Source organism: Deinococcus planocerae (assembly GCF_002869765.1).
Lineage (GTDB): Bacteria > Deinococcota > Deinococci > Deinococcales > Deinococcaceae > Deinococcus > Deinococcus planocerae.
Genome location: NZ_PNOR01000013.1, coordinates 79,921 through 102,600, shown reverse-complemented (window position 1 = coordinate 102,600; position 22,680 = coordinate 79,921). Strand labels below are relative to the sequence as shown.

Sequence of the window (22,680 nt, the reverse complement as noted above, 5' to 3'; positions counted from 1 at the left end):
CAGGCAGGCGCTCCGGGGGGACCTGGGGCGCTTTTTTGGGCTCAGCGGGGGTAGAGGTCCCGGAAGTACAGGCCTCGCGGGTCTGCCTCGGCACGCAGCGCCGGGGAGGGAACCGTGACTGTCTCGGCGCACGCCGTCACGACGTGCGGCAGGCTGGTGGGCGTCAGCGCCAGTCCCCCCGGGGTGAGGTGGGCGGCGAGGGTGAGGTCGGGGCCCGTCAGCACCTCCCGGCACTCGGCGTCCGCACCGCTGCGTGCGAGGTACAGAGCGGCGAGGCGTGCGGGCGTCAGGCCCGGCCAGATCGCCGTGACGGGCACGGGGCGGCCCGTGGCGCGGTCGAGGATCAGGCCCACGTCGAAATGGTCGGGGTGCGCGCCGCCGCAGAAGGAACCGGCACTCTCGAACACGCTCAGAAGGTGGGGGCTGCGGAAGGTGACCCGCGCGCTCAGCTCGTAGGCGTCCTCCCCCGCCCCGGCCAGCCCCGCCCGGCAGTCGAGGGCGTTCGCGGCGTGTTCGAGCTGGCGGTCCTGAAGGGCGGCGTTGAGCGCGGCAGGTCCGCCCACCACACGCGGATAGCGCAGCCCGCTCAACGGCTCCCGGACGCGTGAGCCCCCCGCCTCCCCCACCCACGCCCGGTTGAGCTTGAGAAAGGCGAGCGGGTCGGAACCTCGCACCTTTCGCAGGCCAGGGGAAGCGGGGAGGTTGAGGGGCAGGCGCGTCACGTCGAGGGGGGCGAGGGCGACGGGCAGGGTCCTCACCCCGTCCGGGCCGGTCCAGTCGCCCCGCAGCCCCTTTCCGTCCCGCTCCAGACGCAGGCAGCCGGTGACCTTCGTGCCCGAGAGCGTCCAGACCTCCTCCCGCAGGAGCAGGGTCTCCCGCCACCGGGTCGGCACCAGGGCGATGTTCACACCCCGGCGTTCGTAGAAGTACCGCGCCTCCCGCCCGTCGCCCCCTGGACCGAGCCTCAGGGCGACGGGCTGGCCGCCGAGGGTTCCCCGGAAGACGCCGGGGCCCGCCCACGCCGGGACGCCCGGCTGCTCCCGACACGCGCTCCCCGCCCCCTGGGCCAGGGCGGACGAGCCGAGCGCCAGCCCCACGACCACTCCCGCCATCCCGCGCATGGGAGCAGCGTACCCTGGGTCTGGCCCCGTCACCCCTCCCGCACGTCGAACGTTCCCGAACGCAGGAGCGCCGCCTGACCGTCCCCGAACGGTGTGTGGGCACAAGACCAGCGGACGGCGGCCTCCACGTCGTACGGGGTGGCCCGGAACTCGACCGTCCACCCGCTCCGGCGGAGGTCGAGCAGCGTCCAGCGGGCGCGGGGGTCCCCGTCCACCTGATCGCTCACGGCGCCCGCATTCACGACGAGGGTGTCGCCCACCCGGGTCGCCCCGGGGCGGTGGGTGTGCCCGCACAGCACGACCTCGGCTCCCAGCGGCTCCACGAGGGCGCGCAACTCGCGGGGGTCGCGGGCGCGGTAGAAGCCCCCGCCCGCCTCCTGCGGCTGCCACACCCACAGCAGGCTGTCCCAGGGGCTCTGCGGCGTGCCGTGGCAGGCGAAGAGGGCGCCGTCCAGGGCCCGTGCGCTCAGGGGCAGGGCGGCCAGCCGGGCGAGCGCCACCGCGTCCACGTGCGCCTCCAGCCACTCCCCGTACAGCCGGCTCAGCGGGGAGCGGCGCCCGCCCGGCCACAGCTTCTCCTCGTTGTTGCCGCGCACCTCCAGCGCCCCCGCCGCGGCGAGGTCGGCCTGCATGAGCGCCGCCCGCGCGGGGTCCGCCGAGCCCTCGACCTGATCGCCGAGGTTGACGACGAGATCGGGAGCCGCTTCCCCCACCTCGCGGAGCACGGCCCCCAGCGCGAAGGCGTTGCCGTGCACGTCGCCGATGACTGCCACCCTCACGCGTGCAGGCTAGCGCCTCCGCGCCCGCTACCATGCGGCCCATGAGCATCCTCCCCGACTGGCGCATCCGCGACCTCGCCCGCGCGGGCATGATCGAGCCCTTCGAGGACCGTCTGGTGCGCACGGCGGAAAACGGGCACGTCATCAGCTACGGCCTGAGCAGCTTCGGCTACGACCTGCGCTGCGCCGACGAGTGGAAGGTGTTCACAAACGCGCACGGCAACACCATCGTGGACCCCAAGGCGTTTGACGAGCGGGCTTTTATCGACATCCAGGCCCCGCAGATCATCATCCCGCCCAATAGCTTCATCCTGGCCCGCAGCGTGGAGTACATGCGGATCCCCGAAAACGTCATGGTGGTGGCGCTGGGCAAGAGCACGTACGCGCGTGTAGGCATCGTCGCCAACGTGACCCCGCTCGAGCCCGGCTGGGAGGGCCACGTCACGCTGGAGTTCTCCAACACGACGCCCCTGCCCGCCAAGATGTACGCCTTCGAGGGCTGCGTGCAGCTCCTGTTCTTCGAGGGCGAGCGGCCCGAGGTCACGTACGGGGACCGGGGCGGCAAGTACCAGAAGCAGACCGGCGTGACCCTGCCGCGCCTGTGAGCCGCCCCGTCCCTTAACGTCCCCTGGGCTGGCTCTCGTCCGGCTGAGGCTATGGCCGTGGCAGGCTACCCCCATGCCAGACAAGGACGACAAGAACAGCGGTCACACCAGCCAGCCCGGCGAGTACAGCCGCAATGAGCAGGAGGTCCACGAGCGCGAGAAGGGCGGCAAGCCCTCCTTCAAGGGGGCCAACGACCGCGAGGCGGGAGGCGCCCGCAACACCGAGCACGACGGGCGCAAGGAGAAAAAGGACGTGGAGGAGGCCCGCAGCGTTCCCGCGAGCAAACAGGGCTGAGGTGAAGGGACGTTCGGGGGCCGGGCCAGGGGTCCGGCCTCCTGTCATGGACCCCAGACCGGAGGCGGGGCGTTCCCCCACCCCCGGCCTCCTCGCCCTCGCTGCCCTGTTCGTGGGCGCGGGGGTGCTGCACTTTCTGAGGCCCAAACCCTTCGACCGGATCGTGCCGCCGTGGGTGCCGATGCCCGCCCGCACGGCCACCCTCGTCAGCGGCGCGGCGGAGATCGCGGGCGGGCTGGGATTGCTGCACCCGGCCACCCGGCCCGGCGCCCGCCTCGGCCTGCTCGCGCTCCTCGTCGCCGTTTTTCCGGCAAACGTGGGGATGGCGTGGAACGCGGAACGTTTCCGGCCTCTGCCCGAGTGGGCGCTGTGGGCCCGGCTGCCCCTCCAACCGCTGCTGATGTGGCTGGTCTGGCGGGCGGGGAGGCCGTCCTACCCCACCCGCAGGTCCTCCAGCGCGGCGCGGAAGACGTCGGGAAGCTCGGTCGGGCGGCGGGTCTCCCGGCTCACGTAGACGTGGACGAAGTGGCCCTGGGCGCAGGCGGCGTCCTCCCCCTCCCGGAAGACGGCGAGTTCGTAGCGGACGCTGCTGCGGCCCAGGTGCGCCACCCGCACGCCCACGCTCAGCGTCTCGGGAAAGGCGGCGGGGGCGAAGAAGGCGCAGCCCGTCTCGACGACGAGGCCGATCACCTCACCCTCACGAAGGTCGAGCGCTCCACGGGAGGCGAGGTAGGTGTTCACGGCGGTGTCGAAGTAGGCGTAGTAGGTGACGTTGTTGACGTGGCCGTACACGTCGTTGTCCGCCCAGCGGGTGGGGGTGGGGTGGGGGTGGGGGTACGCGGCGCGCGTCTCGGGGGTGGGCCGGGCCATAGGCCGAGCCTAGCGCCGCCGGTCAGGAGGGGCCCGCCGCCTTCCCCCCGGCGGGACGGGTCGCCGGGGCGGGCGAGCTGACCACCCCCAGGCGCGGCAGCACCCAGCGGTCGAGGCCCCACCACCCCGCCACCCGCCACCCGAGGACCAGCCACGTCGCCAGGATGAACAGGAGGGGGTTACTCGAGAGGGTGCCCGCGAGCAGGAAGTTCGCGTTCATCAGCCCGCCGAAGAAGGCGGCGATGCCCGTGAGCAGGCCCAGGACCAGGGCGATGCCGACCGCGACTTCCCCGAACGCCACGAGGTACGAGAAGAGCGTGGCGTTCGGCAGCGCGACGTTCTCGATGAACCACGCGTACCACCCCGAGACCGAGGGCCGCTCCCCGCCCGCCCGCTCCAGGGCGCCGCGCAGGAAGCCGCCGACGGCGGTCCCGGCCCCGGACCCCACCCAGGCGGGGTCGGTGACCTTGTGCCAGCCCGCCTCCAGCCACTGCCACCCCACGTAGATGCGCAGGGCGGCCCAGAGGGGGGCGAGGCGCGTGTCGGCGAAGAGCAGGCGGGAGAGCCAGGGTTCATGGACGGTTCGGATCGATGTCGTGGTCATGGCGTTCTCCTTGTCGGGGCGAAGTCCTCCCGCAACGATGCTCCCGCCGCCCCATTACCATGGCGTTACGGGCCGGTCGGGCGCCGTGACGCCCACTCGCTAGACTGCGCGCATGACCAACATCGTGATCACGGCGGCCAGACGCACGCCGATAGGAAGCTTTCTGGGCTCTCTCGCCGACGTTCCCGCCGCCGACCTCGGCGTGACGGTGGCGAGGGCGGTGCTGGAGGGTGTCAACAGCGACGACGTGGCGGACGTGATCGTCGGCAACGTGTTGCAGGCCGGGCAGGGCATGAACGTGGCCCGGCAGGTCGCCGTGAAGGCGGGCTTGCCCGAGCACGTCCCCGGGCTGACGGTGAACCGCGTCTGCGGCTCCGGTCTCCAAGCAGTGATCAGCGCCGTGCAGGGTCTCCGCTCGGGCGACGGAAAGCTCTATCTCGCGGGCGGCACCGAGAGCATGAGCCGCTCTCCCCACCTCCTCCCCCGGTCCCGGCAGGGCCACCGGCTGGGGCACGCTCAGCTCGTCGATTCCATGCTCTCCGAAGGCCTGACCGACGCCTTCCACGACGTGCACATGGGCGTCACCGCCGAGAACATCGCCCAGAGGTGGAACCTCACCCGCGAGGAGCAGGACGCCTTCGCGCTGGACACCCAGCACCGCGCCGCCCACGCCATCGAGCAGGGCCATTTCCGGGCAGAGACCGTGCCGGTGGAGGTGCCGGGCAAGAAGGGACCCACCCTCTTCGACACCGACGAGTACCCGCGCGCCACCACCCTGGAGGCCCTCGCGGGGCTCAGGTCCGCCTTCAAGAAGGACGGCACGGTGACCGCCGGGAACGCGAGCGGCCTGAACGACGGAGCGGCGATGCTGACCGTGACGACCGACGAGTACGCGGGGGCGAACGGGCTGCCGGTGCTGGCCAAGATCGTCAGCTACGCGGCCATCGGCGTTGATCCGGCGATCATGGGGATCGGCCCGGCCCGAGCCGTTCCCATCGCCCTGGAGAAGGCGGGGATGACGCTCTCGGACGTGGACCTCCTCGAACTCAACGAGGCCTTCGCGTCGCAGAGTCTCGCCGTGATCCGGGACCTGGGGGTGGACCCGGAGCGGGTGAACCTGACGGGCGGGGCGATTGCGCTGGGCCACCCCATCGGCGCGTCGGGGGCGCGGGTGCTGACCACCCTGATCCACACCCTGCGGCGGGAGGGCAAGGAGACGGGCGTCGCCAGCCTGTGCATCGGGGGCGGAATGGGCATCGCGATGGTGGTGCGGGTGAGGTGAGGGGCCGGGTCCTCTCCCCCTAGCATGAACCCATGACCCCCCCCTCCTCCGAGCAGGCCCTCTTCGCCGCCCTCCAGACGAACGACGAGGGAAGTGTCCGCGCACTGCTGGACCGTGACCCTACCCTCCTGCGTGCCGTGAGCCCGCTGGGCGTCTCCCCCGTCCTCTTCGCCACGTACTACGGGAAGCACGACCTGGCCCGGCTGCTGATCGAGCGGATGCGGGAGGCGGGCGTGCCCCTCACCGTCTTCGAGGCCGCCGCGACGGGGGAACTCTCCGCCCTGCGTGAGCACCTTGACGCCCAGCCCGACCTCGCGGACGCCAGCAGCCCCGACGGCTTCACGCCCCTGGGTCTCGCCGCCTTCTTCGGGCGGGAGGAGGTCGCCGCCGAACTGCTGGCGCGGGGCGCGGACGTGAACCGGGCGAGCACGAACGCGATGGGCGCCCGGCCCCTGCACTCCGCCGTCGCGGGGGATCACACGGCCCTCGCCCTTCGCCTGATCGCGGCGGGAGCGGACGTGAACGCCCCCCAGCACGGCGGCTTCACGCCCCTGCTCGGTGCGGCGCAGAACGGGAGTGCCGTGCTGGTGGAGGCGCTCCTCGCGGTGGGGGCGGACCCGGGGGCGCGGACGGAGGGCGGGCAGGGCGCGGCGGACCTCGCCCAGGAGGAGGGGCACGCGGGGGTCCTGGCGATTCTGAGCGGGGCCGGGCACGACCCTGAAGAAAGCCGGAATGTGACGCTCACTGCCACGCGGGACACTGGACCCATGACGAACAACGGCGACGGACGGCGGATCGACGCCCCCCCCGGCCCTCCCACCGGGGAGCCGGTCAACGAGCTGACGGGGCGACCGGACGACCACACGGGCTACCAGGCTCCCGACCCCAAGGACACCTCCCAGCCCTTCTACACGAGCACGCCCGCCGAGGACCGGGTGAGCAGTTCCAACGAGAGCAAGTACGAGCCCGTGGAGATGCCCGATCCCAAGGAGGTGACCGGACAGTTCGACCACCTCGCCACCCGCGATCCCAGCGCGATGGAACACCGCCTTCAGGCCCCCGAGTTCGCGGGCGCGCAGACGGTGGGCACCGGCCTCGACAGCGCCGTCCTCGACGCCACGGTTCCCGCGGGCCTCGGTGTGAACGCCAGCCTCCTCACCGTCTCCGAGCGCAGGGGGGAGGCCGTCGACCCCAACCCCGGCTACACGCCCCCCGCCCAGGAGGTCCCCCCCCACCTCGGCTCCACCCCCGCCGACCTCCCCCCCGGCGTCCGCCCCGAGGTTCAGGAGGCGGTGCAGGGCGACGGCGACCCGAAGAACTCGTAGGGCTCAGTCTCAACCCAAACCCCCGCCACATCGGACGGGGGCTTTTCGTCGACCGCTTTCCGCTACAGGCTGATCAGGAACGGGTCTTCCAGCGTCTCGCAGATCGCCCGCACGAAGCGCGCGGCGTCGGCCCCGTCGATGAGGCGGTGGTCGTACGTCAGCGAGAGCGGGAGCATGTTGCGTGGCTCGAAGGTGCCCGTCTCCTTGTTCCACACCGGCTCGAAGCCGCCGCGCGACACGCCGAGGATGGCGACCTCCGGCGCGTTCACGATGGGCGTGAAGGCGTGGCCGCCGATCCCGCCGAGGTTGGAGATGGTGAAGGTCGCCCCCTGCATCTCGCCCGGGCTCAGCTTGCGGTCGCGGGCCTTGGCGGCGAGGTCGCTCAGCTCCAGCACGATCTCGGTGATGCTCTTGCGGTCGGCGTCCTTGACGACGGGGACGAGCAGGCCCTGGGGGGTGTCCACCGCCACGCCGATGTTGACGTAGTCCTTGTACACGACCTGCTGGGCGGCGAGGTCGAGCGAGGCGTTGAACTTGGGGTGCCTGCGCAGCACGTTCGCCACGACCTTCATCAGGATGTGGGTCATCGTGAGCTTGCCGCCCGCCTTCTCGACCCGCGCCCCGAACTGACGGCGGGTCTCCTCCATCCGGGTCACGTCCGCCTTGTCGAAGTGCGTGACCATCGGAATGGTCGTCCACGAGGCGGTCATGGAGCGGATCGTCGCCTTGCGGATGCCGCTCATGTCCTCGCGGCGTACCGTGCCCCACCGCTCGAAGTTGGGGAGGGGGGCGGCAGCGGGAGCGGCGGGAGCCTGGGCCGGAGCGGGGGCAGGCTGGGCCGGGGCGGGCTGGGGGGCAGATGTCGGCGCGGGAGCACGGGCCGTCTCGGCACTCTGCCGCACGTCCTCCTCACTGATGCGTCCGGCGGTTCCAGTGCCCTGGACGCCGCGCAGGTCCACCCCGAGTTCACGGGCCAGGCGCCGCACGCTCGGCGAGGCGGGCAGCACCGGGCGCCCGTCGAAGGTGGGCGGGGTGGGCGAGGTGGTGGCGACGGTCGGGCCGGGGGTGGCGGCCTGCTCCTTTTGCGCCTCCACCTGCGCCTGCGCGACCCGGTTCGCGGTGTTCGGGTCGGCGGCCACGGCGGAGCTCTCGGGCTCGGCGGAGGGGCCGACCACGCCGGGCGAGTCGCTCATCTGGGCGGTGCTGTCCCCCCCGGGGGCGGGTTGAGAGGGGGCGGGTTGAGAGGGCGCTGGCCGGGGGGAGGCAGCGGGTGTGCCTCCCCCCGCCAGCGTCAGGATGACTCCGCCGACGCTCAGGCTGTCTCCCACCTTCACCCGCACGTCCTCCACCGTCCCGGCGGCGCTGGCGGGCACCTCGACGACCGCCTTGTCCGTCTCGATCTCGATGACGGCCTGGCCTTCTCGGATCGTGTCGCCCACCTTGACGAGGACCGTGACGACCGTGCCCTGCTCGATGTTGTCTCCCACGTCGGGGAGGGTGACCTGGGCACCGCCCCCTCCACCGCCCGTGCTCCCGGTCGGCTGCCCGGCCTGCTCCTTTTGCGCGTCCACCTGGGCCTGCGCGACGCGGTTCGCGGTGCCGGGGTCGGAGGCCACCGTGGGAGCCTCGGGCTCGGCGGCGGGGGCCGACGGGGCGCTCGCGGCGGGAGCGGCGTCACCCCCGGCCAGCGTGAGGATCGTGCCGCCGACCGGCACGGTGTCGCCGACCTTCACGCCGACCCTCTCGACCGTGCCGCCCTGGCTCGCCGGAACCTCAACGACGGCCTTGTCGGTCTCGATCTCGATGATGGCCTGGCCTTCCTGAACCGTGTCGCCGGGGTTGACGAGCACGGTGACGACGGTGCCCTGCTCGATGTTGTCTCCCACGTCGGGGAGTTTGACTTCGGTCGCCATGCTGGACGCTCCTTGAAAATTGAGAAGGCGAACGGGGAAAGAGCCCCGGGCCGGGAGCCTGTGGAGGCCGCTCGGCCCCCATCTTGTCCACAGCTCCGGGGCCCGGGTGGTTTCCCAACCCTTAACGCACCGCCGGGTTCATCCGCTCGGGGTCGATGCCCAGCTCGGTGATCGCCTTCTGAACGACCTCGCCTTTCACCTGCCCGCCCTGCTGAAGGGCGTACAGGGTGGCGAGGACGACGTGCCGCGCGTCCACCTCGAAAAAGTCGCGCAACTCCTCGCGGGCTTCCGAGCGACCGAAGCCGTCGGTGCCCAGCGTCCACAGCTTGCGGTCGAGGTGCCCGTTCAGGCCGTCGGCGCCCAGCTTCACGTAGTCGCTCACCGAGATCAGGACGCCGGGCGCGTTCTCCTTGCTCAGTTGCGAGGCGACGTAGCTGACCCCCGGCTTCTCGGTCGGGTGCAGCATGTTGTGGCGCTGCACGGCCAGGGCCTCCTGGTGGAGTTCCTTGTAGCTCGTCACCGACCACACGTCGGCGGCGACCCCGTAGGCCTCGAGCTTCTGCACGGCCTCCAGCGCCGCACCCATCGCCGGGCCGCTGGCGAGAATCTGGGCCCTGAGCTTGGCCTTCTTGTTCCCGCTCGTCTGGAAGCGGTACATGCCCCGGACGATCCCGTCACGAATCTCCTCGTGGCTGCGCCCGTCCTCCGGCATGGCGGGCTGGACCTCGTTCTCGTTGTCGATGGTGACGTAGTAGAACTCGTCGATCCCGTCCACGTACATCCGCTGGATGCCGCGCTCGACGATCACCGCGAGTTCGTAGGCGAAGGCGGGGTCGTACACCTTGAGGTTGGGCACCACGTACGCCTGAAGGAGGCTGTTGCCGTCCTGGTGCTGGAGGCCCTCACCCGCCAGGGTGGTGCGGCCCGCCGTCGCCCCGAAGAGGAAGCCGCGCGCCCGCTGGTCGGCGGCGGCCCACACGAGGTCGCCGATGCGCTGCATTCCGAACATCGAGTAGAAGACGTAGAAGGGGATGGTCGGGATGCCGTGGTTCGCGTAGCTCGTCGCGGCGGCGATCCACGAGGCCATCGCGCCGTCCTCGGTGATGCCTTCCTCGAGCATCTGCCCGTCCACGCTCTCCTTGTAGGCCATCAGCGACCCGGCATCGACCGGCTGGTACGTCTGCCCGCGCGGCGAGTAGATGCCGATGCGCGGCACGAGGGCGTCCATGCCGAAGGTCCGCGCCTCGTCCGGCACGATGGGCACGATGTACTTGCCGATGCCCTTGTCGCGCAGCAGCTTGGAGATCACCTGCACGGCGGCCATCGTGGTGCTCACCGCGCGGCCCTTGCTCCCGGCGGCGAACTCCTCGTAGAACTCACCCGTCGGCACGGTGGGATGCGGGTAGTCCACGATCCGCTCGGGCACGAAGCCGCCCAGCGCCGCCCGCCGTTCGAGCATGTACTTTACCTCGGGCGCGTCGGGCCCGGGGTTGTAGAAGTCGAGGTGCTCCACCTGCTCGTCGGTGAGGGGCAGTTCCAGCAGGGTGCGCAGGGTCTTGAGGGCGTCGAACTCCAGCTTCTTGACCTGGTGGGCGACGTTGCGCGCCTGCGCCGTCTCGCCGAGGCCGTAGCCCTTCACCGTGCGCGCGATGATGACGGTCGGACTGCCCCGGTGCTCGGTCGCCTGCTTGTACGCCGCGTAAATCTTCTTGACATCGTGCCCGCCGCGGTTCAGCAGCTCCAGGTCCGCGTCCGTCCAGCCTTCGATCAGCGCCTGGAGTTCGGGCGTGTTGAAGAACTTCTCGCGCAACTCCCTGCCGCCGAAGGCCGCATACCGCTGCGATTCGCCGTCCACCAGGGCCTCGAAGCGCTTGACGATGGCGCCGTTGTAATCCTTGGCGAGCAGCTCGTCCCACTTGGAATCCCACACGACCTTGATGACGTTCCAGCCCGCCCCCCGGAAGAGCGCCTCGAATTCCTGAATCACCTTCGAGTTGGCCCGCACCGGCCCGTCGAGGCGCTGGAGGTTGGCGTTGAGGACGAAGACGATGTTGTCGAGGTTCTCGTAGGCGGCGAAGCGCAACGCCCCCACCGACTGCGGCTCGTCCATCTCGCCGTCGCCCAGGAAGGCCCAGACCTTGGCGTCGCCCTTCTCGCGCAGGCCCCGGTTCTCCAGGTACTTGATGAAGCGCGCCTGGTAGATCGCCTGGATGGGACCCAGCCCCATGCTGACGGTCGGGAACTCCCAGTAGTGCGGCATCAGCCAGGTGTGGGGATAGCTCGACAGACCGGGGCCGTTCGGGCTCAGCTCGCGGCGGAAATTGTTGAGCTGCGCTTCCGTGAAGCGGCCCTCCAGGAACGAGCGCGCGTAGATGCCCGGGCTGGCGTGCCCCTGGAAGAAGATCAGGTCGCGGCTGACCCCCGCCCCGTGCCCGCGGAAGAAGTGGTTGAAGCCGACTTCCAGCAGCTCCGCGGAGGACGCGTAGGTGGAGAGGTGGCCGCCGATCCCATCCGACTTCTTGTTCGCCTTGACGACCATCGCCACGGCGTTCCAGCGGATCGCGTTGCGGATGCGGCGTTCGAGTTCGAGGTCGCCCGGGTAGTCGGGCTGCACGTCGGCGTCGATGGTGTTGATGTAGGGCGTGTTCTGCTTGAACTGTATGGGCGCCCCGTGGAAGTAGGCGTAGTGGTCGAGGTCTTCGAGGAGCTGCGCCGCCCGGTCGTCGCCCGCGTGGGCGAAGACGTACGCGAGCGAGTCGAGCCACTCCTGCGTCTCCACGGTGTTGAGCTGTTCGCGTTCCTGCGGCGACAGGCCGGCGCGCGGCGGCAATTTTGTCATGCGGGTAGTGTAGGCCCCAGCATTCACCCCTTCCAACAAGGCAAAACCCAATCATTCACCACTCCGGCTGGTGGGTCGGGCGACTTGGGATAGGCTTGTGGAGGAAGAGAGCCCATCCTCCCGCGACCAGTCACCCGCCCCCGAAGGGACCCCGCATGGAACTCCGCCATCTCCGCCATTTCGTCGCCCTCGCCGAGGAAGAACATTTTGGCCGGGCCGCCGAGCGCGTCTTCGTGGTGCAGCAGGCCCTCTCCAACTCCATCCGCAACCTGGAGGACGAGGTGGGCGTGCCGCTGGTGCTGCGGACCACCCGGCGGGTGCAACTGACGCCAGCGGGGCGCGAATTCCTGATCGGCGCGCGGGAGACGCTGGCGCAGGCGGCCCAGACGGTCGAGCGGGCGCGGCGGGCGGCGCGCGGCGAGGTGGGGCACCTGACGGTCGGCTTCGTGAGCGGGCTGGCGTTCGGGGGCCTGCCGGAGATCGTGCGTTCCTTCCGCGAGCTGTACCCGAACGTCAGCGTGGAGCTCCGAGAGCTGACCGCCCAGGAGCAGGAGGCGGCCCTGCGCGGCGGCCAGATCGAACTCGGCCTGATGCTGCTGCCCGTGCGCGACCCTGGGCTGGACTCGCGCCCCCTCTGGCGTCAGCCCCTCGTCGCCGCGCTGCCTGCTGGACACCCGCTGGCCCGCAAGCGCCGCCTCAAGATCGCGGACCTCGCCGGGGAACGCTTCGTCTTCTTCCCCCGCCACCTGCGCGCCACCTACTTCGATCAGGTCATGCGCTGGTGCGCCGCCTCGGGCTTCACGCCCAACGTGGTGCAGGAGGCCATCGAGATTCCCACCCTGCTCTCCTTGGTCGCAGCGGGGATCGGCGTCTTCCTGCCCATCGAATTCTTCAGCCGCCTCGCCCTGCCCGGCGTGGTCTACCGCCCGCTGGAGGACGCGCCCGTGGTGGAGATCGTCGCGGTGTGGAGAAGGGAGGCGGGGAGGGACCCGACCTTGAGGGCCTTCCTAACCGTGGCGCGGGAGGCGCTGGAGAAGGGGGGAGGAAGGGATGAGGGGCGTAGTCCTTCCGGCCTATAGGCGGTGTGGCCCCAGACCCCTACCTTGCGGCCTATGCGGCGTGTGCCCGTCATCGGCTGCCCCGGCGCGGGCAAAAGCACCTTCGCCCGAAGGCTGGCCGCGCGAATGGGCCTCCCGCTCACGCATCTGGATGAACTGTACTGGCATCCAGGCTGGAAGCGGGTAGAGCCGTCCATGTGGCACAGGCGTTTGGCAGAGGTCCTCGGGGGAGAGGCGTGGATTCTCGACGGCAACTTTTCGAGCACCCTGCTGGAGCGCGCTTACCGGGCAGATACCGTGTTCTTCCTGAGGCCACCCCGCCGGGTGTGTCTGTGGCGGGCCTTCTGGCGAGAGGCGCTGGGACGGCACCCACACGGCGACCACCCCGCGAAGTGGCCCTCCCGCGCCCTCCTGCTGGACATCTGGCAGTTTCAACCCCAGGCCGACTGGCAGCTTACGCAACTGCGGACGGTGCCGGGACTGAGGGTGAACGTGCTGCACAGCGATGCCGAAGTCCGAGCCGTGTTGCGGCGACTGGGCTGATCTCCGTTATCCGGCCTCCCCTCCGCCCCTCCTTCACCCCGCCGAAACGCCTCCTCGCCCTTCCCTTCAACTACGTTTTCAGCGTAAAATAGAAGGATGCTACGGGTAAAGTCCGACTTTACACCCTCGGGAGACCAGCCGACCGCCATTCGCAGTCTGGTGGACGGCCTGGAGTCGGGCCTGCGTTTCCAGACCCTGCTGGGTGCCACGGGCACGGGCAAGACCTACTCGATGGCGAAGGTCATCGAGGAGACGGGCCGCCCCGCGCTGATCATGGCGCCCAACAAAATCCTGACCGCCCAGCTCGCCGCCGAGTTCCGTGAGTTCTTCCCCGACGCGGCGGTCGAGTTCTTCATCTCCTACTACGACTACTACCAGCCCGAGGCGTACGTCCCCGGCAAGGACCTCTTCATCGAGAAGGACGCCTCCATCAACCAGGAGATCGAGCGGCTCAGGCACTCGACGACCCGCAGCCTCCTCACCCGGCGGGACACCATCGTCGTCGCGTCGGTGTCATGCATCTACGGCCTGGGTGACCCCGCCGAGTACCGGGCGCTGAACCTGATCCTGAAGGTGGGCGAGAAAGTCAGCCGCGACGAGATCCTGGGCCGCCTCGTCACCATGCAGTACGAGCGCAACGACCTGGAGATGGCGCCGGGCCGCTTCCGCGCCAAGGGCGACACCGTGGAGGTCTGGCCGAGCTACGACGAGCAGCCGCTGAGGATCGAGCTGTGGGGCGACGACGTGGACCGCATCCAGGTCGTCCACCCGGTGACGGGCGACAAGCTCGGCGACCTCGACGCCACCATCGTCTACCCGGCCAAGCACTACGTCTCCAGCGCGGGCAACATCGAGCGGGCTATCGTGACCATCCAGCAGGAACTCGACGAGCGGCTCGACTACTTCAAGTCGGTGGGCAAGCTGCTCGAAGCCCAGCGCATCAAGGAGCGCACCCTTTACGACCTGGAGATGCTCAAGGTGCTGGGCTACTGCTCGGGCATTGAGAACTACTCGCGGCACATCGACGGACGGGTACCGGGCGCGACGCCGTACACCATGCTCGACTACTTCCCGGACGACTTCGTGACCTTCATCGACGAGTCGCACGTCACCGTGCCGCAGATCGGCGGGATGGCGAACGGCGACCGGGCCCGCAAACAGACGCTCGTGGACTACGGCTTCCGCCTGCCGTCGGCGATGGACAACCGTCCGCTGAACTTCCAGGAGTTCCTGGAGAAGACCGGGCAGACCGTCTTCGTCTCCGCCACCCCCGGCCCCTTCGAGCGTGAGGTCAGCGACGGCGTGGCCGACCAGATCATCCGCCCGACCGGGCTGGTGGACCCGCCCGTCACCGTCAGCCCGATCAAGGGCCAGATCGAGGACCTGCTGGGCCGGGTGCGCGCGAGGGCGGCAAAGGGCGAGCGCACCCTCGTCACCACCCTGACCAAGCGGATGGCCGAGGACCTCACCGAGTACATGCTCGAAAAGGGAGTCCGGACCCGCTACATGCATTCGGACATCGACTCGGTGGAGCGGCAGGTCATCATCCGCGACCTTCGACTCGGGCACTACGACGTGCTGGTGGGCATCAACCTCCTGCGCGAGGGGCTGGACCTGCCGGAGGTGTCGCTCGTCGCCATCCTCGATGCGGACAAGCCGGGGTTCCTGAGAAGCGAGCGTGCGCTCATCCAGACCATCGGACGCGCCGCCCGCAACCTGAACGGCGAGGTCATCCTGTACGCCGACGAGATCACGCCCGCGATGCGGAGCGCGATGGACGAGACGGCCCGCCGCCGCGAGAAGCAGATCGCGTACAACGAGGAGCACGGCATCACGCCCACCACGGTCGTCAAGGGAGTCCGCAACGTCATTCGCGGTGAGGAGACACCCGACGAGATCAGTTCCGAAAGCGTCGGCGACGACGTGGGCGCCCTGACCGCGCAGCTCACCGACCTCGAACTCGACATGTGGCAGGCGTCCGAGGACCTCGACTTCGAGCGGGCGGCGAGCTTACGTGACCAGATTCGCGCCATCGAGGCGCGGCTCCAGGGCAAGGAGTTCAAGCAGGCGACGGTGCCGGGGCAGAAGGTCAGGCGGAAGGGACGGCGGTAGGGCGGGTCCGCCACCCGGCAGATGCGGCGGGAGCGCCGGACTCCTCACACTGGCGGCACATGCCCACCCCCTCCATCCGCCCGGCCACGCCCGCCGACGCCCCCACGCTCGCCCACGTCCAGGTGACGAATTACCGCACTGCCTACGCCCACCACTTCCCCCCCGGCTTCTGGGACGGCGTGACCGAGGAGGAGCAGACGGGGGACTGGCTGGAGTGGCCGAACCGGCACCCGGAGGACGCGCTGCTCGTCGCCAGGGCGCAGGGGGACGTGGTGGGGTACGTCCTCGCCCGGCGGCACCCCTACCACGGGGCAGAGGGGGCGGTGCTGGCGCTGCACGTCCTGCCCGAGGAACGGGGGCAGGGCTACGGCGCGGCCCTGCTTCGCTCCGCCGTGGAGGCGTTGTGGGAGCGGGGAGCGCGCAGCGTTGGGCTTTCCACGTTGGAGGGGAACCCCGTCCGCGCGTGGTACACGGCGCTGGGCGGGCAGGAGGTCGCCACGCTGGAGCAGGACATAGACGGTTGGGTGGTGCGGGAGACGGTGTACCTCTGGCCGGACGTTCGGGTGCTGCTGGAACACCTTGCGCGGAACCGGAAAGCATCGGGCTGAAGAACGCCTTCCTCCAGTGAGGGGCCGTCTCGCCCCGACGGATCGGAAAGGCGACGGTGTGGGCAGACCGGAGCCTTCCGGCGAACCAGGGGAAAAAGCCGAGGGCAGGGGCGTCAGCTCCCCTACGCCCCCGGCCTCACTCGACCAGGGCGAGCCAGGTATTCGGGCCGACCACCCCGTCCGCCGTCAGCCCACGGCTCGACTGGAAGGCTTTCACGGCACTCTCCGTCCCGGCGCCGAAGAGGCCGTCCACCGTCACCCCGTAGCCCCGCGCCGCGAGCTGGCCCTGCACGGCCCGGACCGCCTCACCACTGTCCCCGCGCCGGACGGTGAGGATCAGCCGCTCCCAGGTGGCCGACCCCACCACGCCGTCGGGTGTGAGGCCCGCCGAGGACTGGAAGGCGCTCACCGCCGTCCCGGTGGCGCTCCCGTAGGCGCCGTCCGCCGTCACGTTCTGCCCACGGGCACGCAGCAGGGACTGCACGCTCCTGACCCGCTCGCCGCTCTGCCCGCCCCGGGTGGTGGGCCAGACCCGGACCGTGACGCCGAGCCGCGCGGCCACGTCCCGGCGCAGCCCCGGAAGTTTCGCGTAGAGCGCGTCGCCCGGGCAGGTGGTGTTCACGAAGTCGCGGTGGCCGTACAGCTCGGTGGCCGGGATGCCGTACTGCCCGCACAGCCACGCGCACAGCCGCACCAGGGCGTCGTACTGGGCCGCCGGAGGCGTGGCGCTCGTGTAGGTGCCCTCGTTCTCGATACCCACCGACACGTCGTTGAAGCCCTCGCAGTGGGCGCCGCGCACGTGCCCGGTGCCGCCCTGGGCCGCCTCCAGGCTGCGGTGACGGCCCTCCACGACGGACCCGCCCCGGCTGATCGTGAAGTGCTGACCCGAGTCGATCCAGCCCCGGTCGAAGTGGCTCTGCTGGATGGAACGCGCCAGGGCGTAGGCGTGTTCCTGGGAGGTGTCGGTCACGTTGGCGCTCGCCGTGTGGTGCACGATCACGCGGGTGGGGCGGGTGCCCAGCAGGGTGATCGCCTCCCTCGGGGGCTGCGCCTTCCAGGTGGCCGTGCTCGCCACGGGCGGGGCGGCGACGGCGAGCGTGTCCAGGGTGTTGGCGGGGGGCGGCGGGTCGAGCAGGGCGCCCTTGTTCAGGCCGCACCCGGCGAGGAGCAGACCGCCCGCCAGGGCCGCGCCCCACCGCAGCACCTCGCGGCGGTTCGTGGGTGTGTTCATCTCGTCTCCCCGAAGAAAACGGGCGGAGCCTTCTGCCCGGCCCCGCCCGCCTTTCCCTAGTTCCAGGCGCAGTGGACGTGGTTGTTGTGGCCGCCGGTCGGGTCGTTGTACGCGTTGAAGGTCTGGGAGGGGTCGGACCCCGCCGCGATGCAGGCGTTGCGCGCGGCGGTGTGGGCGCTGTTCGGCGAGGAGAGGCTCACGCCGTTCCAGATGCCGATGTCGAGGGCCAGCCCCGCGTAGTGGTCGGAGTACGTCGAGTGGACGCCGCCCGCGACCGACGTGATGTAGAACGAGTTCCCGGCGTTCGCCAGGTTCAGCATCCCCTGGAGCATCGAGCGCTTGAGGTACACGGTCAGGCCACAGTTCGCGTTGCTCGCGCAACCCCGCTTGGCTGGGAGGCCGTTCGCGGTGTCCACCATGTTCTGCCGGGGGCTGCCCCCGGTCGTGCTGCTGCTCGTGCCCAGCGTGATCCGGCCATTCCCCAGAATCTGCGAGGCGAGCCCGGCAGCCGTCGTGTTCCCGCCCGTGCTGCTGCCCGTCACGAGGGCGTGCCAGGTGTTCAGGCCCACCACCCCGTCCGCGCTGAGGCCGCGCTTACTCTGGAAGTCACGCACGGCGGTCGTCGTGCCGCTGCCGAACACGCCGTCCACCGTGACGCCACCGTACCCGTAGCCGCTGCGAAGCTGGTCCTGCACGGCCCGCACGGCGTTGTTGCTGTCGCCCTGCCGCACCGTGACGATCAACCGTTCCCAGGTGTTGCCGCCCACGATCCCGTCTATGGCTAGCCCGCTGGCCCGCTGGAAGTTGCGAACGGCGGTATCCGTGCCGGGGCCGAAGCTCCCGTCCACGCTCAGGCTCTGCCCCGCGTGCCGCAGCAGGTATTGCAGGGTCACCACGTCGCGGCCCGAGTCCCCCTGCCGCAGGGCCTGCCAGCTCAGCACCGACTGGGCGGTGAGGCTCGCGGGCGCACTCTCTCCGGTCACGGGTCCACCGTTCTGGGCACCACACGCCGCCAGCACGGCGGCCAGACCCACCAGCATCCAACGTTTTGACATGACACGTCCCCTCTCCCACGCGATGAGCGTGGAGCCTTGCACTTGTTTCTGAGCCTGGACGACTTTAACCGGGCGCCCGTGATGGGGCTGTGACAATCTCCGCAACAGAGGCCGCGGAGGGCCGGGTGGGCGCGGCACCGGAGGAGACTGACGCCGGGGTGCCCCGCCTCGCCTGGGGAGTCACGTCCCTCCCCGACGCCCGTTCGTCGTCCGCTCCAGGTCGCCGCGCCGCTGCGCGAGTGCGGACAGGAGGCGGGTTTGACCAAGCCTTTCGAGGTGCGTGAGCGCCCAGGGAGCCGTCTTCGCCCACCTCTCCCCCACCTCAGTGCAAGACCCGCTCCCCCTCCTCCGCCCCGTCCACCTCGCGCCGCTGCGCCGGGAGCACGAGGTTGGCGACGATCCCGACGACGGCGGCGAGCGCCATGCCCGAGAGGGTGAGCGTCGTTCCGCCCACGGCGACCGGAAAGGCCGCCCCGCCCAGCCCCAGCACCAGGATGAGGCTGACCACGATCAGGTTGCGCGAGTGGGCGAAGTCGATCTTCGCCTCGGCCAGCGTGCGGATGCCCACCGAGGCGATCATCCCGAAGAGGAGGATGGACACGCCGCCCAGCACCCCCGGCGGGAGACTGCGCAGCACGGCGGCCAGCTTGGGAGAGCAGCCGAAGAGGACGGCGAAGACGGCCCCGATCCGCAAGACGGCGGGGTCGTACACCCGGGTGAGGGCCAGCACGCCCGTGTTCTCGGCGTAGGTGGTCGCCGCCGGGCCGCCGAGGGCCGCGCTGCTCATGTTGGCGATGCCGTCCGCGAAGAGGGTGCGGCTCAGCCCCGGGTTTCGCAGGAAGTTTTGCCCGACCACCCGCCCGTTCACGATCACGTCGCCCACATGCTCGATGAAGGTCACGACGGCGACGGGCGCGATGATGGCGACCGCCCGCCAGTCGAGGGTCGGCGCGTGGAAGTCCGGCAGCCCCAGCAGGGGCGCGGCGGCGACGGCCTGCAAGGCTCTGGCGTCCACCGCCCCCGTCAGCAGCGCGACGACGTAGCCGACGACCACCCCGATCAGAATGGGGATCATGCGGAAAAGACCGCGCCCGAACACGCTGGCGACCACGGCGGCGAGCAGGGTGGCGAGGGCCAGCCACCAGTTCGTCTTCGCCTGACTCACCGCCACGTTCGACAGCCCCAGCCCGATCACGATGATGACGGGCCCGGTGACGACAGGCGGAAACACGCGCAGGAGGCGGTCGGTGCCGAACACCCGCACCAGCCCGCTGAAGAGCAGGTACATCGCCCCGGCGGCGATCAATCCGCCCGCCGCCGGACCCGGCCCGAGTTCCTTGACGACGAGGGTGGTGGGCGCGATAAAGGCGAAGCTCGACCCCAGGAAGATGGGCACCCGCCCGCCCGTGAGGAGGTGGAAGAGCAGGGTGGCGACCCCCGCGCCGAAGAGGGCCACGCTGGGCGAGAGGCCGACGAGGATGGGCACGAGGACGGTGGCGCCGAACATGGCGATGGAATGCTGGAGGCCCAGCACGAGGCGGCGCTCAGGACGGAGGGGACCGGAGGGCGGGGCGGGGTCGGCGGTCTGGGTCATGGGGCCTCCGGTGGGCGAGCATACCCCCTGCCGATTCGGGAAAGAACCGGGTGGGCTGGACGTGAGGCCCGGGGCGCAGGGAGGCCCGGCGCACGCTACGCTGGCGAGCATGACGGCCATCAATCCCAAGGGAGACCTGATCGCGCGGCTGGTATCACTCGGCCTGGGCACACCGACCTTCGACGCGACCGCCGAGGGCCCGGCGCACGAGCGCACCTTCCACGCGACCGTGAGCGTCTCCGGGCGGGTGCTCGGCGAGGGCGAGGGCCGCTCCAAACGCGACGCCGAACGCGCGGCGGCGGAAGCGGCCCTCGCGGCCCTCGACGCCGGGAGGGAGAGTGCCGAACCGGGCGGCGCGTGGCCGATCTACGCCCCCGTCCTCGCCGAGGCGCTGGAGGTGGCCCTCGAACTCGCGGGCGAGGGCGCGGGCCTCGACGATGTGCGCCGCGAGGCCGCCCGGCTCTACCGCGACCTGCTCGCCGACCTCGGGCACGGGCCGGGAGAGGGGTGAGCCTGCCCCTCCCCACCCGCCCGGCAGGTGTCCTCTTCGACATGGACGGCGTGCTCACGAGCAACAACCCCTGGCACCGTCAGGCGTGGCAGGAGGTCGCCGCCGAGCTGCTCGGCCTCACACTCACCGCCCACGACCTCGACACCAAGGTGGACGGTGGGCGCAACCCCGAGATCATCGAGCGCCTGACCGGGAAGATACCCGACGAGGACCTGGCGAGGCGCTTCCACGTCGCCAAGGAGACCCGGTACCGCGATCTGGCGCGTGGACACCTGCGCGAGGTCGCGGGCCTGAGCGAGTACCTGGACGCGCTGGAGGAGCGCGGCGTCCCCTTCGCCCTGGTCACGAGCGCGGACGCCGTGAACGTCGAGTTCGGCATGGAGGCGCTGGGGCTCGGGCACCGCTTCGGGCCGCGCGTGCTGGGCGAACACGTCACGCGCGGCAAGCCCCACCCCGAGCCTTTCGAGCGGGGCGCCGCGCTCCTCGGCCTCGACCCCGGCGCCTGCCTCGCCCACGAGGACGCGGTGAACGGGGTGAAGAGTGCGGCGGGTGCGGGGTGCACGGTCGTGGCGCTGACGACGACCGCACCTCCCGCCTCCCTGCTCGCGGCGGGTGCGGTCCTGACCGTCCCCGACTTCACCCGCTGGCGCGAGTGGCTGGCTTGAAGGGGGCGGAGGCCGAGGACCGGGCCGCCGCCCACCTGCAAGCCCTGGGGCGTGAGGTGGTGGCGCGCAACTACCGCCTCCCGGGGGGCGAGATCGACCTGATCACCCGCGAGGGCGGGACGCTCATCTTCACCGAGGTTCGGCAGCGGAAGAACGCCCGCTTCGGGGGCGCCGCCGAGAGTGTCACGCCGCGCAAGCTCGCCCTGATGCACCGCGCCGCCCTGACCTACCTCACCCGCGAGCATGGCCGCGACGACCTCCCCTGCCGCCTGGAGGTGCTGACCATCGACGGCGCGGCGGGGACGGGGACGGTCACGCTGATCCCGCTGGACGGCGCGTAGCCGGGTCTACCAGTTCGCCATCGAGTCGCGGAAAATCTGCGCCAGATCGTCCCCGGTCGGCTGCTTCGGCGCGACGGCGAGGAGGCGTTGTTGCTTGAGGGCCCCGTCCACGAGCGCGGGGATGTCCGCCTCGTCGTACCCGAGTTCGCGCACGCCGCTCGGCGCCCCCACGTCGCGCATCAGGGCAGTCAGGGCGCCCGGCAACGCCTCGCGGTCGTCCGGGCTGTACGCCTCGCCCGTCAGGAGACTCGCGGCCCGCACATGCTTTTCCGGGTCGGCGTCGAAGGTGAAGCGGAAGGCGGCGGGGGCGGTCACGATCACGGAGAAGCCGTGGGGCACGAAGACCTTCCCGCCGGGGTAGCCGGGGTGACGGTAGACGTGTTTGAGGCCCGCCAGGGGATAGGCGCAGGCGTGCGGGATGTGGACGCCCGCCGAGCCGAAGCCCACCCCCGCCATCGTCGCGCTGAGCATCATGAAGCCGCGCGCCTCCACGTCGTCTCCGTCGTGGACGGCACGGCGTAAATACTCGCCCCCGTAGCGGATCGCCTGCGCGGACCAGAGGTCGGCGACCGGGTTGCTCCCCTGGTAGGGCGGTCGGTCGTCGGGCGTCGCGGGCCGGGGGCGGCTGGTGTACGGGCGGCCCAGGAAGCTCTCGGCGGCGTGGCACACCACGTCCAGCCCCGCCGAGGCGATCACGGCCCCCGGCGCCGAGCGGGTCAGCTCCGGGTCCACGATGGCCTGGGTGGGGCGCAGGGTGCGGTGGCTGATGCCCGTCTTGATTCCTAATTCCGGCAGGTCGAGGATCGCCACCGTCGTCGCCTCGGACCCCGAGCCCGCGGTCGTCGGGATGGCGAGGAGGGGCCGCAGGGGCGAGGGCGGCTTCTTTCCCCCACCCACGGGCGGGTTCACGTAATCCATGATCTCGCCGCCGTGCGTGGTCAGGAGGTTGGCGACCTTCGCCGTGTCGATGGCGCTTCCCCCACCGATGGCGACGAACCCGTCCGGGTTGGCCTCCCGTGCTGCCGTCACCGCCCGATTCAACGCGTCCAGGCTCGGCTCGGTCTCCACGTCGTCCCACTCGATGAGATCGGCACCGGACGCACGCAGGCTCTCCAGGATGGGTGCGGCCACCTCCCGCACCCCCGGGTCCACGACCACAAAGGCGCGGCGCACGCCCAGGCGCGCGAGTTCCCACCCGGCGTCGTGCGCGGCGCCCGCCCCGAATTTCACGGGGGTGGCCTCGATGGTGAAGATCGTCTCGTGCTCGGTCACGGTCATGCGTCACCTCCAGGCCGAGGAAAGTTCCCGGCCAGATCGTCCTTGAAAAGC

At 70.8% G+C, this 22,680-nt stretch carries 22 protein-coding genes; 12 read left to right on the top strand and 10 right to left on the bottom strand.

Annotation, left to right across the window (positions count from 1 at the left end):
• Positions 1–41: 41 nt before the first annotated feature.
• Together A7B18_RS09555 and A7B18_RS09550 are read right to left on the bottom strand one after the other, a co-directional pair.
• On the bottom strand, positions 42–1,121 hold the full coding sequence (locus tag A7B18_RS09555) for a hypothetical protein (RefSeq protein WP_245872812.1): 1,080 nt from the start codon (positions 1,119–1,121) through the stop codon (positions 42–44).
• 29 nt (positions 1,122–1,150) lie between these two features.
• Positions 1,151–1,900: a metallophosphoesterase family protein gene (locus A7B18_RS09550; protein WP_102126459.1), complete on the bottom strand. Its 750-nt coding sequence runs from the start codon at positions 1,898–1,900 to the stop codon at positions 1,151–1,153.
• Between the two features lie 41 nt (positions 1,901–1,941).
• Between A7B18_RS09550 and dcd the strand changes: the two genes are divergently transcribed.
• From dcd to A7B18_RS09535, 3 genes are all read left to right on the top strand, one after another.
• The gene (gene dcd, locus A7B18_RS09545) at positions 1,942–2,505 is read left to right on the top strand and encodes a dCTP deaminase (protein WP_102126458.1); all 564 of its coding nucleotides are present in this window, start codon (positions 1,942–1,944) and stop codon (positions 2,503–2,505) included.
• A 73-nt stretch (positions 2,506–2,578) separates the two neighbouring features.
• Entirely contained in the window at positions 2,579–2,800 is a 222-nt protein-coding gene (locus A7B18_RS09540; RefSeq protein ID WP_102126457.1) for a hypothetical protein, read from the top strand.
• Positions 2,801–2,846: 46 nt separating this feature from the next.
• The gene (locus tag A7B18_RS09535; RefSeq protein ID WP_180970086.1) at positions 2,847–3,314 is read left to right on the top strand and encodes a DoxX family protein; all 468 of its coding nucleotides are present in this window, start codon (positions 2,847–2,849) and stop codon (positions 3,312–3,314) included.
• On the opposite strand, the gene A7B18_RS09530 is transcribed toward A7B18_RS09535, so the two are convergent.
• Both A7B18_RS09530 and A7B18_RS09525 read right to left on the bottom strand, forming a co-directional pair.
• Positions 3,233–3,670, bottom strand: a complete 438-nt coding sequence (locus tag A7B18_RS09530) for an acyl-CoA thioesterase (RefSeq protein ID WP_102126456.1) — start codon at positions 3,668–3,670, stop codon at positions 3,233–3,235. The genes A7B18_RS09535 and A7B18_RS09530 overlap by 82 nt on opposite strands.
• A 22-nt stretch (positions 3,671–3,692) precedes the next feature.
• Positions 3,693–4,274 (bottom strand): DoxX family membrane protein, encoded by a 582-nt coding sequence (locus A7B18_RS09525; protein ID WP_102126455.1) that lies wholly within the window; start codon positions 4,272–4,274, stop codon positions 3,693–3,695.
• 112 nt (positions 4,275–4,386) lie between these two features.
• Between A7B18_RS09525 and A7B18_RS09520 the strand changes: the two genes are divergently transcribed.
• Both A7B18_RS09520 and A7B18_RS22540 read left to right on the top strand, forming a co-directional pair.
• Entirely contained in the window at positions 4,387–5,556 is a 1,170-nt protein-coding gene (locus A7B18_RS09520; RefSeq protein ID WP_102126454.1) for an acetyl-CoA C-acetyltransferase, read from the top strand.
• Positions 5,557–5,588: 32 nt separating this feature from the next.
• Positions 5,589–6,881 (top strand): ankyrin repeat domain-containing protein, encoded by a 1,293-nt coding sequence (locus tag A7B18_RS22540; protein WP_146009501.1) that lies wholly within the window; start codon positions 5,589–5,591, stop codon positions 6,879–6,881.
• A gap of 62 nt (positions 6,882–6,943) precedes the next feature.
• On the opposite strand, the gene A7B18_RS09505 is transcribed toward A7B18_RS22540, so the two are convergent.
• Both A7B18_RS09505 and aceE read right to left on the bottom strand, forming a co-directional pair.
• Positions 6,944–8,794: a 2-oxo acid dehydrogenase subunit E2 gene (locus tag A7B18_RS09505; protein WP_102126453.1), complete on the bottom strand. Its 1,851-nt coding sequence runs from the start codon at positions 8,792–8,794 to the stop codon at positions 6,944–6,946.
• Positions 8,795–8,915: 121 nt separating this feature from the next.
• Positions 8,916–11,633, bottom strand: a complete 2,718-nt coding sequence (gene aceE, locus A7B18_RS09500; protein ID WP_180970085.1) for a pyruvate dehydrogenase (acetyl-transferring), homodimeric type — start codon at positions 11,631–11,633, stop codon at positions 8,916–8,918.
• Between the two features lie 155 nt (positions 11,634–11,788).
• Between aceE and A7B18_RS09495 the strand changes: the two genes are divergently transcribed.
• The 4 genes from A7B18_RS09495 (at position 11,789) to A7B18_RS09480 (ending at position 15,954) form a co-directional block, all read left to right on the top strand.
• On the top strand, positions 11,789–12,712 hold the full coding sequence (locus A7B18_RS09495; RefSeq protein ID WP_102126451.1) for a LysR family transcriptional regulator: 924 nt from the start codon (positions 11,789–11,791) through the stop codon (positions 12,710–12,712).
• A gap of 33 nt (positions 12,713–12,745) precedes the next feature.
• On the top strand, positions 12,746–13,234 hold the full coding sequence (locus A7B18_RS09490) for a P-loop NTPase family protein (protein ID WP_102126450.1): 489 nt from the start codon (positions 12,746–12,748) through the stop codon (positions 13,232–13,234).
• Between the two features lie 96 nt (positions 13,235–13,330).
• Complete coding sequence (gene uvrB, locus A7B18_RS09485; RefSeq protein WP_102126449.1) at positions 13,331–15,346, top strand: excinuclease ABC subunit UvrB; 2,016 nt, start codon at positions 13,331–13,333, stop codon at positions 15,344–15,346.
• Positions 15,347–15,405: 59 nt separating this feature from the next.
• Positions 15,406–15,954, top strand: coding sequence for a GNAT family N-acetyltransferase (locus tag A7B18_RS09480; protein ID WP_102126448.1), 549 nt, complete (start codon positions 15,406–15,408; stop codon positions 15,952–15,954).
• A gap of 136 nt (positions 15,955–16,090) precedes the next feature.
• Here A7B18_RS09480 and A7B18_RS09475 read toward each other — a convergent pair whose 3' ends face one another.
• The 3 genes from A7B18_RS09475 to A7B18_RS09460 form a co-directional block, all read right to left on the bottom strand.
• Positions 16,091–17,185 carry a peptidoglycan recognition protein family protein gene (locus tag A7B18_RS09475; protein ID WP_180970084.1) on the bottom strand — a complete coding sequence of 365 codons (1,095 nt, stop codon included), beginning with the start codon at positions 17,183–17,185 and terminating at the stop codon, positions 16,091–16,093.
• A 56-nt stretch (positions 17,186–17,241) separates the two neighbouring features.
• The gene (locus A7B18_RS09465; RefSeq protein WP_245872811.1) at positions 17,242–18,240 is read right to left on the bottom strand and encodes a peptidoglycan-binding domain-containing protein; all 999 of its coding nucleotides are present in this window, start codon (positions 18,238–18,240) and stop codon (positions 17,242–17,244) included.
• 322 nt (positions 18,241–18,562) lie between these two features.
• The gene (locus tag A7B18_RS09460) at positions 18,563–19,834 is read right to left on the bottom strand and encodes a uracil-xanthine permease family protein (RefSeq protein WP_102126445.1); all 1,272 of its coding nucleotides are present in this window, start codon (positions 19,832–19,834) and stop codon (positions 18,563–18,565) included.
• A 109-nt stretch (positions 19,835–19,943) separates the two neighbouring features.
• On the opposite strand from A7B18_RS09460, the gene A7B18_RS09455 reads away from it, so the two are divergent.
• Genes A7B18_RS09455 through A7B18_RS09445 form a run of 3 tightly spaced genes read left to right on the top strand, consistent with a single transcriptional unit; the run spans position 19,944 to position 21,351 of the window.
• Complete coding sequence (locus A7B18_RS09455) at positions 19,944–20,345, top strand: putative dsRNA-binding protein (protein WP_245872810.1); 402 nt, start codon at positions 19,944–19,946, stop codon at positions 20,343–20,345.
• Positions 20,342–21,010, top strand: a complete 669-nt coding sequence (locus tag A7B18_RS09450; protein WP_102126444.1) for an HAD family hydrolase — start codon at positions 20,342–20,344, stop codon at positions 21,008–21,010. The genes A7B18_RS09455 and A7B18_RS09450 overlap by 4 nt, the downstream gene beginning before the upstream one ends.
• Entirely contained in the window at positions 21,007–21,351 is a 345-nt protein-coding gene (locus A7B18_RS09445; RefSeq protein ID WP_102126443.1) for a YraN family protein, read from the top strand. Before A7B18_RS09450 ends, A7B18_RS09445 begins: the two co-directional genes overlap by 4 nt.
• A 6-nt stretch (positions 21,352–21,357) precedes the next feature.
• Here A7B18_RS09445 and A7B18_RS09440 read toward each other — a convergent pair whose 3' ends face one another.
• Entirely contained in the window at positions 21,358–22,629 is a 1,272-nt protein-coding gene (locus A7B18_RS09440; RefSeq protein WP_102126442.1) for a hydroxyacid-oxoacid transhydrogenase, read from the bottom strand.
• Positions 22,630–22,680 lie beyond the last annotated feature (51 nt).

Excerpts from the sequence above, each read along its gene's own strand:
- A7B18_RS09555 (WP_245872812.1), bottom strand. The coding sequence starts at position 1,121 with ATGCGCGGGATGGCGGGAGTGGTCGTGGGGCTGGCGCTCGGCTCGTCC.
- dcd (WP_102126458.1), top strand. The coding sequence starts at position 1,942 with ATGAGCATCCTCCCCGACTGGCGCATCCGCGACCTCGCCCGCGCGGGC.
- A7B18_RS09540 (WP_102126457.1), top strand. The coding sequence starts at position 2,579 with ATGCCAGACAAGGACGACAAGAACAGCGGTCACACCAGCCAGCCCGGC.
- A7B18_RS09535 (WP_180970086.1), top strand. The coding sequence starts at position 2,847 with ATGGACCCCAGACCGGAGGCGGGGCGTTCCCCCACCCCCGGCCTCCTC.
- A7B18_RS09530 (WP_102126456.1), bottom strand. The coding sequence starts at position 3,670 with ATGGCCCGGCCCACCCCCGAGACGCGCGCCGCGTACCCCCACCCCCAC.
- A7B18_RS09525 (WP_102126455.1), bottom strand. The coding sequence starts at position 4,274 with ATGACCACGACATCGATCCGAACCGTCCATGAACCCTGGCTCTCCCGC.
- A7B18_RS09520 (WP_102126454.1), top strand. The coding sequence starts at position 4,387 with ATGACCAACATCGTGATCACGGCGGCCAGACGCACGCCGATAGGAAGC.
- A7B18_RS22540 (WP_146009501.1), top strand. The coding sequence starts at position 5,589 with ATGACCCCCCCCTCCTCCGAGCAGGCCCTCTTCGCCGCCCTCCAGACG.
- A7B18_RS09505 (WP_102126453.1), bottom strand. The coding sequence starts at position 8,794 with ATGGCGACCGAAGTCAAACTCCCCGACGTGGGAGACAACATCGAGCAG.
- aceE (WP_180970085.1), bottom strand. The coding sequence starts at position 11,633 with ATGACAAAATTGCCGCCGCGCGCCGGCCTGTCGCCGCAGGAACGCGAA.
- A7B18_RS09495 (WP_102126451.1), top strand. The coding sequence starts at position 11,789 with ATGGAACTCCGCCATCTCCGCCATTTCGTCGCCCTCGCCGAGGAAGAA.
- A7B18_RS09490 (WP_102126450.1), top strand. The coding sequence starts at position 12,746 with ATGCGGCGTGTGCCCGTCATCGGCTGCCCCGGCGCGGGCAAAAGCACC.
- uvrB (WP_102126449.1), top strand. The coding sequence starts at position 13,331 with ATGCTACGGGTAAAGTCCGACTTTACACCCTCGGGAGACCAGCCGACC.
- A7B18_RS09480 (WP_102126448.1), top strand. The coding sequence starts at position 15,406 with ATGCCCACCCCCTCCATCCGCCCGGCCACGCCCGCCGACGCCCCCACG.
- A7B18_RS09475 (WP_180970084.1), bottom strand. The coding sequence starts at position 17,185 with ATGAACACACCCACGAACCGCCGCGAGGTGCTGCGGTGGGGCGCGGCC.
- A7B18_RS09465 (WP_245872811.1), bottom strand. The coding sequence starts at position 18,240 with ATGTCAAAACGTTGGATGCTGGTGGGTCTGGCCGCCGTGCTGGCGGCG.
- A7B18_RS09460 (WP_102126445.1), bottom strand. The coding sequence starts at position 19,834 with ATGACCCAGACCGCCGACCCCGCCCCGCCCTCCGGTCCCCTCCGTCCT.
- A7B18_RS09455 (WP_245872810.1), top strand. The coding sequence starts at position 19,944 with ATGACGGCCATCAATCCCAAGGGAGACCTGATCGCGCGGCTGGTATCA.
- A7B18_RS09440 (WP_102126442.1), bottom strand. The coding sequence starts at position 22,629 with ATGACCGTGACCGAGCACGAGACGATCTTCACCATCGAGGCCACCCCC.